The 14,565-nt window shown below is 72.8% G+C and carries 12 protein-coding genes; 2 read left to right on the forward strand and 10 right to left on the reverse strand.

Annotation, left to right across the window (positions count from 1 at the left end; genetic code table 11):
- Position 1: 1 nt before the first annotated feature.
- From wecB to AB0G04_RS06175, 8 genes are all read right to left on the reverse strand, one after another.
- On the reverse strand, positions 2-1,285 hold the full coding sequence (gene wecB, locus AB0G04_RS06140) for a UDP-N-acetylglucosamine 2-epimerase (non-hydrolyzing) (RefSeq protein ID WP_360977226.1): 1,284 nt from the start codon (positions 1,283-1,285) through the stop codon (positions 2-4).
- A complete protein-coding gene (locus AB0G04_RS06145; protein ID WP_360977229.1) occupies positions 1,282-3,447 on the reverse strand; it encodes an ATP-grasp domain-containing protein in 2,166 nt (721 codons plus the stop codon). The genes wecB and AB0G04_RS06145 overlap by 4 nt, the downstream gene beginning before the upstream one ends.
- Positions 3,444-4,808: a glycosyltransferase family 2 protein gene (locus AB0G04_RS06150; protein ID WP_360977232.1), complete on the reverse strand. Its 1,365-nt coding sequence runs from the start codon at positions 4,806-4,808 to the stop codon at positions 3,444-3,446. Before AB0G04_RS06150 ends, AB0G04_RS06145 begins: the two co-directional genes overlap by 4 nt.
- Positions 4,805-5,482, reverse strand: coding sequence for a PIG-L deacetylase family protein (locus AB0G04_RS06155; RefSeq protein ID WP_360977880.1), 678 nt, complete (start codon positions 5,480-5,482; stop codon positions 4,805-4,807). The genes AB0G04_RS06150 and AB0G04_RS06155 overlap by 4 nt, the downstream gene beginning before the upstream one ends.
- On the reverse strand, positions 5,482-6,024 hold the full coding sequence (locus AB0G04_RS06160) for a hypothetical protein (protein ID WP_360977235.1): 543 nt from the start codon (positions 6,022-6,024) through the stop codon (positions 5,482-5,484). The genes AB0G04_RS06155 and AB0G04_RS06160 overlap by 1 nt, the downstream gene beginning before the upstream one ends.
- A gap of 99 nt (positions 6,025-6,123) precedes the next feature.
- Positions 6,124-6,924 carry a slipin family protein gene (locus tag AB0G04_RS06165; RefSeq protein WP_360977238.1) on the reverse strand — a complete coding sequence of 267 codons (801 nt, stop codon included), beginning with the start codon at positions 6,922-6,924 and terminating at the stop codon, positions 6,124-6,126.
- A gap of 208 nt (positions 6,925-7,132) precedes the next feature.
- Positions 7,133-8,020, reverse strand: a complete 888-nt coding sequence (locus tag AB0G04_RS06170) for a hypothetical protein (RefSeq protein ID WP_360977241.1) — start codon at positions 8,018-8,020, stop codon at positions 7,133-7,135.
- A 19-nt stretch (positions 8,021-8,039) separates the two neighbouring features.
- Positions 8,040-8,471 (reverse strand): PPOX class F420-dependent oxidoreductase, encoded by a 432-nt coding sequence (locus AB0G04_RS06175; RefSeq protein ID WP_360977244.1) that lies wholly within the window; start codon positions 8,469-8,471, stop codon positions 8,040-8,042.
- A 404-nt stretch (positions 8,472-8,875) separates the two neighbouring features.
- On the opposite strand from AB0G04_RS06175, the gene AB0G04_RS06180 reads away from it, so the two are divergent.
- Both AB0G04_RS06180 and AB0G04_RS06185 read left to right on the forward strand, forming a co-directional pair.
- Positions 8,876-10,462, forward strand: a complete 1,587-nt coding sequence (locus tag AB0G04_RS06180; protein ID WP_360977247.1) for an FAD-binding protein — start codon at positions 8,876-8,878, stop codon at positions 10,460-10,462.
- Complete coding sequence (locus AB0G04_RS06185; RefSeq protein WP_360977250.1) at positions 10,462-10,821, forward strand: ferredoxin family protein; 360 nt, start codon at positions 10,462-10,464, stop codon at positions 10,819-10,821. The genes AB0G04_RS06180 and AB0G04_RS06185 overlap by 1 nt, the downstream gene beginning before the upstream one ends.
- A gap of 12 nt (positions 10,822-10,833) precedes the next feature.
- Here AB0G04_RS06185 and AB0G04_RS06190 read toward each other — a convergent pair whose 3' ends face one another.
- A complete protein-coding gene (locus AB0G04_RS06190) occupies positions 10,834-13,245 on the reverse strand; it encodes a DUF3488 and transglutaminase-like domain-containing protein (protein ID WP_360977253.1) in 2,412 nt (803 codons plus the stop codon).
- A gap of 91 nt (positions 13,246-13,336) precedes the next feature.
- Complete coding sequence (locus AB0G04_RS06195; protein ID WP_360977256.1) at positions 13,337-14,446, reverse strand: DUF58 domain-containing protein; 1,110 nt, start codon at positions 14,444-14,446, stop codon at positions 13,337-13,339.
- Positions 14,447-14,565: the final 119 nt, after the last annotated feature.

The raw sequence follows: 14,565 nt of genomic DNA on the forward strand, positions 1-14,565 counted from the left end.
GTCAGCACTCATACGGCAGCCGCAACGGAAAAGAGGGCGCCGCCCGCAGCGGAAAAGAGGGCGCCGCCTGCGCCGGAAGGGAGAAAGTCGTCCGTCCCGGACGGGAGGGCGCCGGTCGTACGGGTGGGAGAACTTCCGGGCCGGGGGTGGTGGTCCACGGGAGGGTGCCGTCGGTGTGGTCGGGTTCGTCGAGGGCCAGCAGGCGGTTCAGTGCCGGGTCGGCGAGCAGGGCGGCCACCCTGGCGCCGGTGCGGCCGTCACCGTAGGGACAGGGCAGGGCGGCCACCCGGGCCAGCTCGGAAGGTGTGCTCAAGCGATGGGCGGCGGCCACCGCACGGTCGGCCTCGTCGTCGCTCGTGATGCCGGTCAGGACGGCGGTTCCGGCTTCGACGCCCTCCCAGCGCGGGGTGGAACGACGCAGCACCACCACCGGCACGCCGAGGTAGGCCGCCTCCTCCTGCAGGCCGCCGGAATCGGTCACCACGACGCGGGCGTTCGCCAGGGCGGCGAGCAGGTCGTCGTACGGCAGCGGCTCCTCGCAGGTCACCCCCGGCAGCGCGGCGAGACGTGCGGCGAGGCCGTGTTCCTGCAGGCGGGCACGGGTGCGCGGGTGGACCGGGAAGCGGACCGGCCCGATCGCGGCGAGTCGGCCGACGACGTCGACGAGGCGGGCCAGGCGGGCCGGGTCGTCGACGTTGGAGGCACGGTGGGCGGTCACCAGGACGCCACTTCGCTCCGACGGGGGTACGGGTGTGACGCCCTTCGCCCGGAGGGTGTCGATGACCGGGTTACCGACGACGAAGACGCGTTCCGCGGGTACGCCCTCGTCGTGCAGGAACGCGGCGGCGCGGGTGGTCGGGGCGAAGTGGAGCTGGGCGGTGGCGGCCGCGACCCGGCGGTTGACCTCCTCGGCGCTGCGCGGGTTGAAACTGCGCAGACCGGCTTCCAGGTGCGCGAACGGGAGGCCCGCGTTGCGGGCGGCCAAGGCGTAGGCGGGCACCGTGTGGGTGTCGCCGAGCGCCAGGACCAGGTCCGCCGGGTGGGTGGCGATGGTGGCGAGGGCGGCCGTGACGAGTCCGCCCAGGCCGTCCGGCTTGGGCAGCCGTACGTCGGGGACGAGGCCGAGGTCCCGCTGGACGTCCCCGCTCATCGCGGCGTCCTGATGCTGACCGGTGTCGATCGTGATGACCTCGTGCCCGGCCGCGCGCAGGGCGTGCACCACCGGGGCCAGCTTGATCACCTCGGGGCGGGTGCCGAACGGCACGAGGATGCGGCGACGCGTCATCGGCCGGCCGCCACGGTCCCGGCGCGCACCGCGACGAGGTGCCCGATCGGTCCGGCGTGCCCGGCAACCCCGGCGGGCAAGGCGTGCCCCGAGGACATGGCATGCCCGGCGGACGGGGCGTGCCCGGAGGGAGAAGGTGGCCGGTAGCCGGGGACCGTGGAGGTGTCCGGGTCGAAGGGGTCGGGCAGGGCGGCACCGTCGGCCGTGTAGTACACCTCGGCGAAGTGGCGGGCCATCCGTACGCCCGGCCGGAATCCGAGGGACGTCAGGGGGGTGTCCGGGTCGAGGATGCTGTCCAGGTGGGCGCCGACCACGTCGGCACCCGCGGCCAGGGTGAGCGGCAGCCCACCGGAGAACCGGGGGTTGACCTCGACGACCGTGACCTCCCCGGTGTCGGCGACGAAGCCCTGCACGTTGGCGGGACCGGTGTGGCGTACCGCCCGGAGGGTCGCGCCGACGACCTCGGTGACGGCGAGGGATTCGAAGGTGGTGCCGCGGGTGGAGATGCCGCCGCGGGTCTCGTCGCGCCAGCGCGGCACGCACGCGAGCAGTGTGCCGTCCCGGCCGACGAGGGCGTCGGCGGTGAACTCGCGGCCGGACAGGCGGGTCTGCACGATCGCGCCGGGCACGGTGGCGAAGGCGCGCGCCAGGTCGGCCGGGTCGTCGACCATGACCACGTCGCGGCTGCCACGGCCACGGGCGGGCTTGACCACCCATGGGCCGGGGATGTGACCGGTGGTGACGGCGGTCCAGGCGGTCGCCGGGTGCGGTATGCCGGCGGCGTGCATGGCGGTCGCGAAAGCGATCTTGTCGAGGCAGACGTCGGCGGCGGCCGGGTCCGGCAGCCAGGTGCGCACGCCGAGCTCGTCCAGGTGCGGCACGAGCCGGGTCAGCGCGCCGTACTCCTCGGCGACCGTGCAGATCAGGGCGGCCGGACGGTGCTCCGCCAGGGCCGCGAGCAGCGCCTCGCCGTAACCGGGTGCGTCCGCGCGGGGCAGGACCGCGCTTCGGCCGGCCAGGCGCAGGCCGACCGCGTCGGGGTTGGCGTCGAGGGCGAGGACGTGGTCGCCGGCGGCCTGCAACGCCCGGATCACGGCGACACCGGCCGGGCCGCCGGCACCGGTCACGGCGATCAGGCGGCCGGTCTCGGAGACGGTACGTTCCCGGGGCGCGCGCATCAGCCAGGCGCGGGCCCACAGCCGCAGGGCGATCACGTCACCGCCCGCGACGGGCTCCCACTGGCGGGCCGCGACCGCACCGGCGAGAGCGTCGAGCACGAGCGGGTCCGTCTCGTAGGAGGCGACCGCGAGCAGCGTGGCGGTGTGCACGCCGAGCCCTTTGGCGGCCAGTTCGCGGACCACCTCGGCGCGCCGGGCCGGGGTCTCGTGGCCGACCCGGTAGTCGATGCGGCGCTGTTCACGGCGGCGGGCCAGGCGCCGGGAGAGGGCCTTGGGCAGGATGCGCCGGTGCACGACGGCGGCGATCTGCAGACCGGGGTCACGCTGACCGGCGGCCTCGTCCTCGAGGGCGACGCGGTGGCCGAGGCCGGGGCGGGCCCAGGCGGCGGGGCGGTCGGCGGTGTGCCGGCCGGCACGGTCCTGCTCTGCGCGCTGCGCGTCGTACATCGTCAGTCCGATCATGATGAGGAGTCCGATGAGGGTGTAGGCGAAGTTGAGGACCGCGCCGATCCAGTCGTGGAAGAAGACCAGCGCGTCGACGGCGAAGTAGCGGCCGGCGAGCAGCGACCCGAGCAGCCGGACCTGGTTGGCGGCCAGGACGAAGGCGGCCGCGGCGAGGAAGCCGGTCAGTGCCTGCGGCCGCTGGCGCAGGGCGACCGCGGCGAGCGCCGCCAGGGCCAGCACACTGCTCCAGACCGAACAGGAGCCGGTCATCTCGGCGACGACCGGTTCCAGGTCCGGTCCGAAGACGACGAACGAGTCGCCGAGCGCCCCGGAGATCTGGTCGACGCCGAGCACGTCGATGATCTTCGAGGCGAGGCCGACCTCGAAGCGGCGGACCGGGTCGACGAAGGCCACGTAACCGCCGACGCAGGCGATCACCGCGCCGATCATCTCGAGGAGGACCAGCCTGCGTCGCCGTACCGTCGCGGTGGTTGTCCGATTTTGATAGGTCTTCCGCAGGCGGCGGTCGAAGGCGTTCACGCGGCCGGCTCCAGGACGGCGACCGGCGTCGAGGTGGCGCCCGAACGTGCCGTCTTCGACCAGGTGTAGGACGTGCCCCACATGCCGTCGAGGTAGGCCTTGGTCGCGGTCAGGATCGACATGCCGAAAGCGGGGATGAAACCGATCAGCATCCAGACGGCGCGCCGTTCGACCCGGCCCAGCACCAGGCCGACGGCCAGTTCGGTGAACGGGCCGGCGAACAGCAGCGCCGACAGCGCCACCATCGAGAAGGCCGACTGGTCACCGATGCCGAAGGCGCGGAGAAGGATCAGAAGCAGACCCAGGCCGCACAGTACGGGCACGTGGTACACCCACAGGAAGAGCATCGTCTCGGCTTTTTCCATCAAGGACAGATGGGGTGTACGCAGAATCGGCCGCCAGTAGTCGCGCAGGCATTTCTGATGTCCGCGGGCCCACCGGTACCGCTGCTTCCAGAACCGCCGCGACGACAGCACCGCTTCCTCGAAGTCGACCGCCGACGGGTCGTAGCGCACGCGCCACCCGTCGAGCAGCAGCCGCAGCGTGAGGTCGGTGTCCTCGGTGACGGTGTGCGGGTTCCATCCGCCGAGCGCCCGGATCAGGTCGGTGCGCACCGCACAGTTCGCGCCGCCGTACGCCGGAAGCTCGAAAAGCGCCTGCCGCCCGTATTCGTTGACCAGGTAGCCGGACAGGTAGTCGATGAAGATCGTCGAGGCGAGTCCCGACTCGACCCCGTTGCGCACCACGCACCGCCCCATCACGGCGCCCACCTTCGGGTCGCGGAAGTGACGGACCAGCCGGCGCAGCACGTCTGGTTCGGGCTGGTGGTCGGCGTCGAAGATCACCGCGACCTGGGCGTCGTCGACAAGCGCGAGCGCGTCGTTGAGCGCTCCCGACTTGCCGCCGCCGGCACCCGGTTCACGGTGCAGGACGCGCAGCCGCGGTTCGGCGGCGGCCCACGCGTCGAGTTTGGCGCCGGTGCCGTCGGTGGAGGCGTCGTCGACGATGACGACCGTCAGGGCGTGACCGGGATAGTCCAGCGACAGCATCGCCGCGACCATGCCGTCGACCACGAGTTCCTCGTCCTTGCAGGCGACGAGCACGGCGACCGGCGGGGTGAACGACTCGGCACCCACGAGCGGGGCGTCGAGGTCACGTTCGGTCCAGCGGGCCGCGGACACCGCGAACCCGAGGTGCCGGAAGAAGAACAGCAGGAAGACGACGTTGAGGACGGTCGCGATCCAGCCGAGCGCGGTGTCCAGGCCGAGCACGGCCACCGTCACCGCGAACACGACCAGGTGCAGCAGCAGTCCGAGGCGGTGGTGCGGGGACACCGCCCGGCGGCGTCCCCGCCCGGTCACGCGGCCGCCCTCGACACAGCGGCGAAGGCGGGGACCTCCACCAGATCCGGAAGGCTCGGCGGCGCGGCCAGGTCCCAGACGAAACGCGCCGGTACGAACGCCTCGGCGTACCGCACCCGCGCCTGCGCCCCGAAGTGCCGGGCACTCGCCGCTACCACCTCCGGGTCGACCATCGCCGAGTTCTCGACCTGGCTGCGGTGACACGACAGCGCGTCGATCTTGCGGTTCAGGTGTGCGGAGATGTCGACGAACAGGCTCGGCTCGAACCGGGTCGTCGACGGGCTGCGGTAGTGCAGGATCCGGCGGCCATGGCGGGCCGCGGAGATCGTGGCGGCGGCGACCGCCCGGTGGTCCTGGTGCGAGTCGTCGGGTGCGTGGACGTACACCACGTCGGCCTCCGTCTCGGCGACGGCCCGTTCGATGAGCGCGATAGTCGCCGCGTCCGGGCTGACCTCGCAGTCCACCAGGCTGCCCCAGATCAGCAGGCAGTCCAGGGCGCGGGCGGCGGCCTCGGCCTCCCGGCGGCGGCCGGCGGTGACACCGGGGCCATTCTGCCCGCCGGTGACCACCAGCATCGTCACCGCGTCCCCGGCCGCCCGGTGTGCGGCGAGCGTGCCGCCGCACCCGAGCTCGATGTCGTCGGGGTGTGCCCCGACCGCAAGCACGCTGCGCATCATGACGTGTGAGCCGCCCGGCGCCGGCGCCACACCGCCACGACCGCGGCGACCGCACCGGCGGCGAGGAACGCCAGGATCGGGCCGAACCCGTTGCCGCCGGCCGGCAGGCTGACGTCGTTGCCGCAGGTGGGACGGTTCCAGTGGGCGGCCACACTCTTGCCGCCGACCTTCCAGGTGACCTGGGTGTCCTTGCCGACCCAGCCGGTCGCGAAGGAGGCCTTGTGGGTGCCCGGCTGGAACTTCGTGGTCACCTTGGCGTCGGTCGACGCACCGCCGGACAGTTCGACCCGGTTGTTGGCGCCGGCCGCGATGGTGCCCGTCGCGTTGGAGTGGCTGACGTAGCCGAAGACCGCCCGGTACTTGCCGGTGCTGCTGTCCTTGACCACGCAGTCACAGGTCGGGCTGCCGGACAGGGTCTGCCAGGTGGCGGCCGCCGGGCCGGTGTTCAGGAACAGGGCCGTCGTGACGGCCGCGGCCAGGGCGACGACACCGGCCGCGAAGGCGGCACGACGGCGGCGCGGCAGCGGGACGAGACGCATGTGGGGAACCTCCGCAGTCCGGGCATGAGTGATGGCGCGACCTGTCAGATCGGTCGCGCCATCGCCCGGTTGAGGGTCCTTGAGCGGTGCCGCCTCGCCCTACTCGTTGACGTGCTTGTCGAAGCCGATGTACAGGCGGGCCGAGGCGTTGGCACCGAGCGCGCCGAGCGTCTCCAGCTCCCGCAGCCGCAGCAGGGCCGGGTGCTGCGCGTAGGCTTCGGCCGCGGCGGCCAGCCGGCGCAGAGCGTCGACCTCGGCATCGGCCCGGATCCGCTTGGCCTCGGCGTCCGCCTCGGCGGCGAGCCGCGCGGCGCTGGCCCGGGACGTGGCCTCCAGGGTCTCCCGGTCCGCCTTGGTACGGGCCTCGACCATCTGCGCCTCGGCCATGCGCTGGGCGGTCAGCACCCGGTTCATCACATCCTGGAGGTTGCCCGGGAACACCAGGTCCTTCACGTCGGCACGGATGATCCGGACACCGTAACCGGCCGAGACGCCCTCGACGTCGCGCAGGATGTCCTCGGAGAGCTGATTGCGGTTGGTGAGGATGGCCTCGAGGGTCATCGACGCCAGCGACCGGCGGGCGGCGAGCTGCACGTCGCTGTAGACGCGGTCGGTGTAGTCGGACACCTGCTCGACGGCGGCGACCGGGTCGGTCACCCGGAAGTGCGTGATGATGTTGACCCGGACCGCGACCTTGTCGGCCGTCAGGATCTCCTGGCCCTTGATGTTCAGCTCACGCTCACGCAGATCCACCTGGACGACGTCGACCGTCGCGACCCGGCCACCCAGCCGGCGGCGCCGGGGCAGCTCGTAGCGGCCCGGCTCCAGCACCTGGTCGAATCGGCCGTCGACATAGCGCAGGCCACGGAAACCACTCCGGATGATCACCTCGTCGGTCATCGGGAAACACCTCATTACTCAGGAAGCTCATTGCACAAAGAAGAAAGGGTGGCCCCGTAGCGGTTCCGATGTGAAGGATCGGTCGCGGAGGATGGCAGCGGACCAGCAAGGTTTGATCGCCAGTGCGCCCGCTGCTTAGGCGCTTTCTTCTGAGACCGCCGGGGCCGATCACCATTCTTCTGCGCGGCGGCAACGGCTGACAACGTATTTACCAGTGGACCCGCAAACCGAGCCGTACGGACGGGGTCTCGTGGTCGTCGGCATCGACGACGGCCAGCAGGCGGACACCGTCCGCGGTGACCTCGCGGACGGCCAGGCCCTCCACCTTGTCGCCGGTGGGCAGGGCGGCGAAGACCGGTGGCTCGCCGTCCGCGCCGAGCAGTGCGACACCCGACCCCACCACCGGCCCGTCGTCGACCGCGTTCGGCGTGTCCTCGGCGGCGACGCTGACCAGCACCCGGCCGTCACCGATCGGCACCGCGTCGGTCACCGCCAGCCCCACACCGCCGACCGTTCCGAGGTCGTACCGGCGTACGTCAGCGATGCCGATGTCGTCCGGCGTCTTTTCGCCGCGCACCGCGGCCAGGAGCGCTGCCGCGTCGATGTCCACCGAGGCGGTCGGTGCGCCGGCCGCCGGATTGCCGCGCTGGAACCAGCGCAGCCGGTCACCGACCAGGCAGGCGCCCTCCAGGTTGAGCTGGTCCTCGCGCAGCCCGAGGGCGGCGGCGACCGCGAGGTAGACCGGGCGCAGGCCGGCGGCGACGAACCCGTCACCGCCGACCAGCGAGGCCCGCATCCGGGCCGCCGTGGATCCCGAGCCGAGCAGCAGGACCTCACCGCCGGGCACCGCGCAGGCCGCCTCGAAGTCGGGTTTGAGGTGCTTGGTGCCGGCGGCGGAGCTGAACACCTCCAGCCCGTCGACCGGATCGGCGACGCGTACCCGGGTGACCGATCCCGGCCGCAACCAGGCCGCGTGGGTGGCGTCGTCCTGTGCCACCAGCCATCCGTCACCGAACGCCGCGACCGCCGAGGCGGCCCGCACCGGGGACCCGTCGTCGAAGGTCAGCGCCGTTGTTTCCTCGATCTCCAGCCGCACGCCCCCGATTCTGACACCGTCACCCGAGTTTCTGGCCGTATACGTGCTCCACCTTCAGCGCCATCAGCACCCGGCGGTCGTCGACCATCACCCGCCGGTACTCGGTCCAGTCCGGGTGCTCGCCGGCCGCGTTGCGGTAGTAGTCGACGAGGGCGTCCACCTCGGGACCGTCCGGGTTGTCACCCGGGCCGATCAGCGTCACCGAGCCCTCGGCGGTGGCCCACGCCCAGCCGTCGCCGCTGGTCACCTCGAGCGCGGCCCGCGGGTCGCGGCGCAGGTTGGCGGTCTTGGCCCGGCCCGCGGTGATGGACACGTAGATGGTCTCGGCGGCGCGGTCGTAGTGGTGCGTGACCGGCGAGAGCTGCGGCAGCCCGCTCGCCTTGATGGTGGCCAGGACACCGAGCTTGGCGTCCGCGATCAATTGACGGGGATCGAAGGTTTCAGCGGTCATGCTCCTGCCAATTCCCGGTCGCCGCAGGGTATTCCGCGTCGCCCCACGGTCGTCGATTCCTTAAGAAAGCCTTAAGTCTTGATCTCGTACGGAACCGCTCCCACGAAAGATCCGTACCTATGAGCAGAAACCCGTCTCCGCTAACGAAAGGCGCAGGATGACTGATTCCCGGCGCATCAGAGGCAGGACGATCGGTGACCGGCCGACCATCGACGGCAGGACCCTGACCGGCGACGTGATCGGCCCCTGAATCCTCGCCGGGGCAGTCGCGGTTCCCCCAGTTACCTCCCGGCTGCCCCGGCGAGTCCCCACCCGGCCTTCCCAGCCCGACCTTCCCAGCCCTGCCTTCCCAGCCCGCGATACCCCAGTTGACATATAGGATTTGAGGGTTAAAGCTCGGGTTCATGAGCACCCTCGATCTCACCGCGGACGTCGTCGTCGCCGGCGGCGGACCGGCCGGCACCTGGGCCGCGCTCACCGCCGCCGAGGCCGGCGCCGACGTCGTCCTGCTCGACAAGGGATACTGCGGCACCAGCGGACCGACCGCCTCCGGCGGCACCGGCGTCTGGTACGTCCAGCCCGAACCCGCCGCCCGGGAGAAGGCCATGGCCAGCCGGGAGGCACTCGGTGGCTTCCTGCAGGACCGGCGCTGGATGGGCCGGGTACTGGACCAGACGTACGAGAACATGAACCGTCTCCAGGCCGAGGCCCGATACCCGTTCCCGATCATCGACGGCAAGCCGTACAAGCAGGGGGTTCAAGGCCCCGAGTACATGCGCCGGATGCGCTCCTGGATCAAACGGGCCGGAGTACGGATCCTCGACCACAGCCCCGTCACCGAACTGCTCGTCGACGACACCGGCACGGTCGCCGGCGTCCGCGGGCACCGCCGCCGGCACGACACCGCCTACCGCGTCCGGGCCGGTGCCGTGGTCCTGGCCACCGGCGGGTGCGCGTTCCTCAGCAAGGCGCTCGGATGTGACGTCGCCACCGGGGACGGCGCCCTGTTCGCCGCCGAGGCCGGTGCCGAGATGTCCGGGATGGAGTTCTCCAACGCGTACGGCATCGCCCCGGCCTTCACGTCCGTCACCAAGACCGCCTACTACAGCTTCGCGACGTTCTTCCGCGGCGACGGCACCCCGCTCGCGGGCGCCGGCAGCCAGGGCGGCCGGTCGGTGATCGCCGCCGAACTGCTGCGCACCGGGATCGTGCTGTGCCAGATCGACCAGGCCACTGCCGGCCAGCAGGAACAGATGCGGCTCGGGCAGCCGAACTTCTTCCTCCCGTTCGACCGGCTCGGCATCAACCCGTTCACCGACAAGTTCCCGGTCACGCTGCTGCTCGAAGGCACCGTACGCGGCACCGGCGGCATCCGGATCGTCGCCGACGACTGCTCCACCACGGTTCCCGGCCTGTACGCGGCCGGCGACGCCGCCACCCGCGAACTGATCTGCGGTGCGTTCACCGGCGGCGGCAGCCACAACTCGGCATGGGCCATGTCGTCCGGCACGTTCGCCGGGCGCGGTGCCGCGGCCTTCGCCACCGCGCTCGGTGCCGGCGCGAGACAGCGCAAGGTCAGCGGGGCCGGCGGAGTCGGGATCCGGCCCGGCGCCACCGCGACCACGGCCGGGCGCCGGGAGGCACTCGACGTCATTCGGCGGCAGGTGCACCCGTACGACAAGAACTATCTGCGGCACGGGTCGCGGCTGCGGCCGGCACTGGCCCACCTCGACGAGGTCTGGGACGGGCTGCGCGGCGCGACGGTCGCGCACGACGGCGACCTTCCGGGACTACGGCAGGCGGCGGCCATGGTCGCGAACGCCCGATGGATGTACACCAGCGCGATCGCCCGTACCGAAAGCCGTGGGATGGCCCGTCGCGAGGAACACCCGGAGCAGGACCCGAACCAGTACCACCGCCTGGCCGTCGGCGGCCTGGACCGGCTCTGGACCCGGCCCGAATCGGTCACCGGCCGGCTGGCGGCCGCCTGATGATCGAACTGGTCTCCGAGTCGCGCTGCGTGAGCTGCGACGTATGCATCGCCGTCTGTCCCACCAACGTGTTCGACGCCGGGGCCGGAGGCATCCCGGTGATCGCCAGGCAGGGTGACTGCCAGACGTGCTTCATGTGCGAGGCGCACTGCCCGGCCGACGCGCTGTTCGTCGCCCCGATGACCCATCCGGTACCGGAGGGCTCCCCGCTGCGCGACGAGGCGCATCTGGCCGCTTCCGGGCTGCTGGGCAGTTACCGGCGGGAGATCGGCTGGGGGCGCGGGCGCAAACCGGGCGCCCGGCTGGCCGTCGGCCCGGAACTCGGCCCGGCCCGGATCACCCCCGCCGCCCTGCCCTGAGGCGGCTGCCGATCAGCGATTCCAGCGCAGCGGGCCCGGGCGTACGCTCCACCAGATCCGTCGCCACCAGGAACGACGTTCCCGCAGCGCCGCCGAGTAGGCGATTACCTGGGCCGCCGCGCGATCGGCCTGTCCCGCGTCGGCGGCCTCCGGCGCGAACCCGGCCGTGTTCACCGCGTCCACCAAGGCGTCGAGCGCCGGCAGCGGCAACGCGTCCCCCGTAGCACCGGGCACCGCCGCACCCTCCGGCGTTCCTCGTTGGTGCGCCGCACCCTCCGGCGTTCCTTGCTGGAGCGCGGCACTCTCCGGCGTTCCTTCCGGCAGCGCCGTGCCGTCCGGGACCGCCCTGCGGAGAAGTCCGGTGCGCTGTGGTGGCCGGGGCGGGACGGCCGCGTGCCGTACCGCCTCGGTGGCCGACAGATGCGCCGGAACCGGCCGCCCGGCCAGCCGCAACGCGTCGGTGAACTCCAGCCACGCCCCGGTGATCCGCTGCCCCGGGTCGCCGGCGGTCAGCCTCCGCCGACGCTGGGCACCACGCAGCGCGGCCACGGTGCACGCAGCCCCGGCCAGCACGAGCAGCAGACCGCTGGACGTGCCCGAGGCGACCAGCACGGCGGACGGCCCGGACCGCCCGGCCGGCGCCGCGATGCCCACCGGTGCCGACGCGGACCCGCTGGGGGTCACCACCGGCGGCTCCGACTGCGACGGTGGCGGGCTGGGGGTCGGCGGGGTGAAGTCCTCCTCGACCGGCCGGACCTCGTCGGTCTTGGGCATCGGGTCGAACGCCACCCAGCCCAGCTCGTTGAAGTACACCTCCGGCCAGGCGAGCGCGTCACCGGCGGTGACCGCACCACCGGCGGCGGGCGCGTGGAAACCGACGACCACCCGGGCCGGCAGGCCGGACAGCCGGGCGAGGACCGCGTACGCCGCCGCGAACTGCTCGGTCGTGCCCTTCTGCCCGCCGAGGTCACGTCTGCCGAACAGGAAGTGCCGCAGGTTGGGGTAGGCGTGCCCGCTCGGCGCGTCGGCGACGTACCGGTAGTGCTCGGCCAGGAACGTCTCGATCGCCACCGCCCGGTCGTACGGTGCGCCGCTGCCCTCGGTGAGATGGTCGGCGAGCCGCTGGACCTGCTCGGGTGCGCCCGCACCGACGGTCAGGTAGCGGATCACCGCGTCACCGGACGGCACGTCGGCGAACGGCAGCTGGTTGAGGTCCGGCTTCTCCACCTGCGAGACCGCCGTGTAGCTCAGTCCTTCGGTGAGGCCCTCCGGGCGGATCAGGGTGCCGCTCGCCGCGTCGTAGGCGACCCGCGCCCCGGTGATCCGGGTCGGCGTCGGCACGGCGGGCAGCAGACGTCCGGTCAGTCCGGTGATGGTGATCCGCTGCTCGGTCTCGGTGAGCCCGGTGCCGGCGGGGACGTCGGGGGCGGGCAGCACCCGGCCGGCGTTGCGGTAGAGGCCGCCGACCTTCCAGGTGACCCCGTCGTAGTCGGAGAGGACCGCGAGCCGCAGCCGGAGGGGCCGCTGCGCCGGCGGCTTCTCCTTCGGACCGGTCGTCTTCTTCGGTGGCGTCGCGCTCGGCGCGGCCGGGCCCGGCGCGGGGACGGCGGCCCCGTCACCGGGGAGGTACTCCAGGAGCCGCTGTCTCGGGTCCAGCGCCCATCCGGAGATCCGGTTCAGCGGGCTCTCGTCCAGACTGTCCACGCGGGGCGGCTGGACGTACCGCCGGGGATCCACCGGTGTCGCGGTGACGTGATCGCCGATCCAAGGCCCGGCCGCCGCGATCACCCCGACCAGCAGGAGCAGGCTCACGATCGCGCCGCCGGCCGCCCGCGCCCGGACCGCCGGCGGAGTTCCGGCCGCGATCCCCGCGGAGGTGGCCAGAGCCGCCACCACGAGTGCCGCGAAGCCCAGGGTGAGACCGGTCGCGGCCGGGCTGTTCGGCCCGACCACGTAGAGGGCACCCGCGTACACGCCCATCGGTGGCACGCAGCCGAGCAGCACCCGGCCGCTGCGCACCGCGACCTCGGTGGCGGCCAGCCCGGCGATCCAGACGGCCGCGACCGCGATCACGACGGTGTCCGGTTTGCTCCCGACCGGGATCATCGCGGTGAGCAGCCGCGGAATCCCGTTGGTCAACGCGTCCCGGGCCGTCTCGGCGGTCAGCCCGGACGCACCCGCGGCCAGGTGCATCGCCAGCGTCAGGTAGCCGCCGAGCAGCAGAGCGGAGATCGGTGCCACCGACCACGACGGGAGCCGCCGCATCGCGACACCGGCGCCCACCGATCCGGCCGCGGCACCCGCGACCAGCCGGAGCAGCAGATCGTCGGCATAGATCCGGCCGAGCGCGGCCCCGGCCAGCATCAGCATCCCGGCCAGCGCCAACGGCACCACGGCCCGCCGGAGCATTCCCGTCACCCGCATCGCACGCCTCCGGCCGCCCCCCGCGCCGCGTGGCGGCGTCGCCCACCGAAGTTCCTGTGCGGCCCGCCGGTGTGGCGGGGGCACCCGCCGGTCACCACCCGCGGACTCCGTCCCAGGCGGCGGCGAACTCGGCACCGTCGGCGGCCTCGATCACCAGCAGACGGTCGGTGGGCACGGCGGGCGACGAGTCCCGGTCGCCGAGGATCACCGCAAGGGCGATCGGGTACGCCGCGCGCAGCCCACTGACGGCCCCCAGATCATCGCGCCCACCCGGCCCGGTCAGGAAGATCAGTGTGTCGCCCAGTTTCTGGGCCCGCAGCCGCCGCAACGTGGCCGCCAGGTCGCCGTGGCCGAGGGTCGCCTCGGTGAGCACGTCCAGGTGCGGCCCACTCGTGCTCGCCGTCACGAGGTGCAGGCTGACCGGCAGATCCTCACGGACCGCCGCGACCGCGATCGACGCCGCCGCCTCGCAGGCGTCCTCGAAGCTGTCGCCGCGATGCGCGGACGCCCGGTCGTCGAGGAGGACCACGATCGTCGGCTCGGCGGTGTCGAGCTGTTCACGGACCATCAGCTCGCCCACCTTGGCGCTGCTGCGCCAGTGCACACGCCGCAGTTCGTCGCCGGGCACGTATTCACGCAGCGTGTCGAAGGTGATGCTGCCGTGCGGCACCTTGTCGGCATTGCCGTCGAGGCTCCGGGTCAATCCGGCCGGCACCGCACGCAGCGGATGCACCTTGGGATAGACGCGCACCACGATCGACTCGCCGTACGCCCGGGCCAGCGTCAGCAGGCCGAGCGGATCACGGCGGGTGACGTGCAGCGGGCCGACCGGCACGAGGCCGCGCCGCTGGGTGGGCACCGGATAGCTCGCCACCGTGTCGTGTCCGGCCCGCAGGCGCAGCAGCGGCACCTGCACGGTCGCCGAACCGCAGCGGTCGGTGGCGACGAGCGTCGCGGTGCGTACCCGGCTGGCGTTGCTGATGGTCAGCGTGACGTTCGCCGGCTCGCCGCGGGCCACCCGGTCCGGATCGGCGACCCGCGTGACGCCGAGGGCCGGCCGCCACAACGCGAACACCACCGCCGCGAGCAGGGCGATCACGGCGGCACCGCCGAGCAGGGCCAGGTCGGGGTAGCCGTACCGGAACCCGGTCGCGAGCAGCGCCACGGCGGCGATGATCAGCCCGATGCCGCGGCCGGTCACGCCGCTGCGCGTTCCGCCCCGCCCGGGCCGGGGAACGAACGCACCGGACGACGGAGGCCCGAACGTGCCCGAGCGGGGAACGGACGTGCCCGGATCTGGAACCGGCAGGCTCGGACCCG

This window comes from Actinoplanes sp. NPDC023801, assembly GCF_040639655.1.
Taxonomy (GTDB): domain Bacteria; phylum Actinomycetota; class Actinomycetes; order Mycobacteriales; family Micromonosporaceae; genus Actinoplanes.

Excerpts from the sequence above, each read along its gene's own strand:
- AB0G04_RS06155 (WP_360977880.1), bottom strand. The coding sequence starts at position 5,482 with ATGCGCAGCGTGCTTGCGGTCGGGGCACACCCCGACGACATCGAGCTC.
- AB0G04_RS06185 (WP_360977250.1), top strand. The coding sequence starts at position 10,462 with ATGATCGAACTGGTCTCCGAGTCGCGCTGCGTGAGCTGCGACGTATGC.
- AB0G04_RS06165 (WP_360977238.1), bottom strand. The coding sequence starts at position 6,924 with ATGACCGACGAGGTGATCATCCGGAGTGGTTTCCGTGGCCTGCGCTAT.
- AB0G04_RS06160 (WP_360977235.1), bottom strand. The coding sequence starts at position 6,024 with ATGCGTCTCGTCCCGCTGCCGCGCCGCCGTCGTGCCGCCTTCGCGGCC.
- AB0G04_RS06175 (WP_360977244.1), bottom strand. The coding sequence starts at position 8,471 with ATGACCGCTGAAACCTTCGATCCCCGTCAATTGATCGCGGACGCCAAG.
- AB0G04_RS06180 (WP_360977247.1), top strand. The coding sequence starts at position 8,876 with ATGAGCACCCTCGATCTCACCGCGGACGTCGTCGTCGCCGGCGGCGGA.
- wecB (WP_360977226.1), bottom strand. The coding sequence starts at position 1,285 with ATGACGCGTCGCCGCATCCTCGTGCCGTTCGGCACCCGCCCCGAGGTG.
- AB0G04_RS06190 (WP_360977253.1), bottom strand. The coding sequence starts at position 13,245 with ATGCGGGTGACGGGAATGCTCCGGCGGGCCGTGGTGCCGTTGGCGCTG.